This window comes from Endozoicomonas sp. SESOKO3 (assembly GCF_024606255.1).
Genome location: NZ_JAHHPR010000639.1, coordinates 1 through 2,876, shown reverse-complemented (window position 1 = coordinate 2,876; position 2,876 = coordinate 1). Strand labels below are relative to the sequence as shown.

Below are 2,876 nucleotides of genomic sequence, written 5' to 3'. Positions count from 1 at the left end.
TATTGTAGTGGCTCAATAAATTAAACTGCTCTTCTCTCGATACGCTTGAGTGAGCGATCGAACAGATCAATAACAAGTATGAGAATAGCGGTATTAGATTACCGGATGTTTTCATTATTCATATCCTTAACTCGAGTAACTGTTTTATTGTCAGAAAACGACAAATCGGATCTTCCCGAAAAACTATTAACCTGCTTGTTTGTCGTTGTAAAAAAATGACCAGCACACGCAGGAATAAGTCATAAGTCCATAGAACTTTTTTGTTTTAATGAGGCTTTATAGTGCAGCAATGTAATTTTCGCCATCATTATTTGGCGATTTATAAGATAAAATCTAATTAGCCGTTGCTTGCATCTCATTCATTGTTAATTAAACAAGGTGTACAAGTAATCCAAAGGAACATAAAACTTCTTCCACTGGTTATGGGCGGTTTCGGAAAAACTGTCTTCAAGTGAGTAGCCATACACTATGTTGTTTGAAAAGCCATTGATCAGAGCGATAGCCAAGGCAGGAGCCAGGGTAATAGCGATGTTTCTCAATAAACGGTTTGAGTCTAGCTCTAAGTTTTGTTTTAACAGAAGTATCAGGACTCCGAATCCGACTCCGAATCCGACTCCAGCTCCGACTAAAGCTCCAGACAGGACTTCGTCTTCAACTCCGGATAAAAATTCAGTTTTACTGAGTGAGAAGACCATATAACCTGCTACGGCTGTGGACAATGCTAAGTCAAAGATCCCAACAAAGAAGGCTCCGGCTGAGGCTGTGGCCATTGACCCCGCTAAGGTTTCTGCTCCTGCTTGTAGCTCGACTGCATGGGCACTGCCTGAATGAGATGCTGAAAAATGGCTCACGGGCAGTACTAACTCTATCAATGAAGCAAGCGCAAGATAAGCATAGATTGCCTTATCCGTTGAAGAGCCTGTGGCGAGAAACTTGTTATAAAGCATTGCCCCGAACATCACGCATGTGATTGATTTCAATACGGCATATTCACGACAGGTATAATTTACAGGTTGGATTGAAGGTCTGTCAGGATACCTTAAAGCTTGTATGGTGATAGCTCCGGCTACCGTTCTTGCCACCATTTCATGGGTAAAATAAGCCGCAGTTATTATGGGTATAAAACCAGGGTCGCATTTTGTATATGCTCGATAACCAATGTATGCGGTTCCAACATATCGAAGTGGTCGCCACCATTGCAGCTCAGGGGACGAAGGTGATACTTGTCCTGCTATTGCAGCCTCAGTGGAAGTGATGACGGCTGCGAGTTGATTACAGAAAGAAGATTTGAATTCTTGTAATTCATTTCTCTCTGGGCCATTCAGACCAAAGCGAGCTGCAAGGGAAGAGACCAGCTCAGGTGATTTGCAGATGCCGTACCAGAATCCGTAATTGATCACGGTGGAAACGGCTAGCACGGAACCACTGGTGACCAGTTTCAGACTGTCTTCAACTAACGATGCATTATTGTAGTGACTTAATAAGTTGAATTGTTCTTCTTTCGATATACCTGAATGAGCCACCGAACAGATAATTAACAAGCACAAGAACAGCGGCATTAATTTAGGAATGTTTTCATTGCTTGTGTCTTTAATTCGGGCAACTAATTTCTTGGTCAGTAAATGACGAACCGAATCTTCCCGAACCGGGAGTAGTTTGTTTTTTGTAACTGTAAAATCATGACCAGCGCACATAGGAGTCTCTCATTCGGTCCGGGTTCTTTGAGTCTTGCTGCTGCCAAGAGACGATATAGTACAGCAACGGAACTTTCGCCATTTACCGGAAGTGTTGAATAAGCTCAAAGCCTTGCGCCTGTGAAGGATGTCAGGGCGTCTTGTCAATTAAACAAGGTATACAAGTAATCCAAAGGAGCGTGAAATTTCTTCCATTGGTTACGGGTTGTTTCGGTGAAACTCTCTTCCAGTGAGTAGCCATACACCGCATTGTCTGAAAAGCCATTGATCAAGGCGAGCGCCAATGCAGGAGCCAGGGTAAGAGCAACATTATTCAATAAATGGTTTGAGTCGAGTTTTGAGTGTTGTTGCCACAGAAGGTACATAACTCCCGATCCGGCTATCGATCCGGTGATCATTCCAACGACGGACCATAGTTCAGTTCTGGCAGGAGTCAGACGCATAGCCACGAACATGGGTACTGCGAATTGACCCGAGAATAATGAATTTGGTGATTGCGCAGAATCTACGGCTCCGACTACGGCTGTGGCCCATGACCCAGCTATGGTTCCCGTTCCGGCTAAGACTTCTGCTGCCGTTGCTGTCTCAACTCTAATATCATCGTCTGAAATTTGTTTTAAGAGATAACTTATTAATAATATTCCGTCTGTCAATACGCTGGATACAATGTGACCAAAAGCTGCTTTTCCCGGCGAGAAACCTCTGGCGATCATTTTTTCATGGACTATTGTTCCGACCATCATGCCAGCAATAAATGACAATATGTTATATTCAGCGCGGGCATAGTCAAAAGGTGCGATTGTACTTTCATTCTGATACCTTAAACCCCCGACAGCGGTGGCTGTAGCTACTGTTCTTGCCACTACCTCATGGGTAAAGTAAGCCGTAGTCCTTATGGGTATAAGATAAGGATCACGATGAGTGTATGCTTCATAAGCACTGTAGGCTGTTCCTACAAATCGCATTGGCTGCCACCAAGGTGTCTCAAGGGGCCAGGGTGATACGCGACCGGCTAAAGCAACCTCGGTGGAGGTGATAACGGCAGCGAGTTGATTACAAAAAGATGATTTGACCTCTTGTAACTCATTTTGATCTGTGACAGACAGGTCATAGCGACCGGAAAGGGTAGCGACCAGCCCCGTTGTTTTGCAGATGCCGTACCAGAGTCCGTAATTGATCACG

The 2,876-nt window shown here is 44.2% G+C and carries 2 protein-coding genes; both read right to left on the bottom strand.

Features of this window, described 5'->3' with window-relative positions; genetic code table 11:
• Positions 1-365: 365 nt before the first annotated feature.
• On the bottom strand, positions 366-1,694 hold the full coding sequence (locus KDK18_RS11230; RefSeq protein WP_257254991.1) for a hypothetical protein: 1,329 nt from the start codon (positions 1,692-1,694) through the stop codon (positions 366-368).
• Positions 1,695-1,837: 143 nt separating this feature from the next.
• The coding region (locus KDK18_RS11225) for a hypothetical protein (protein WP_257254990.1) at positions 1,838-2,876 on the bottom strand (1,039 nt) is incomplete at its 5' end.

Bases quoted from the DNA above. Each gene is read 5' to 3' on its own strand.
- KDK18_RS11230 (WP_257254991.1), bottom strand. From the start codon at position 1,694: ATGTGCGCTGGTCATGATTTTACAGTTACAAAAAACAAACTACTCCCG.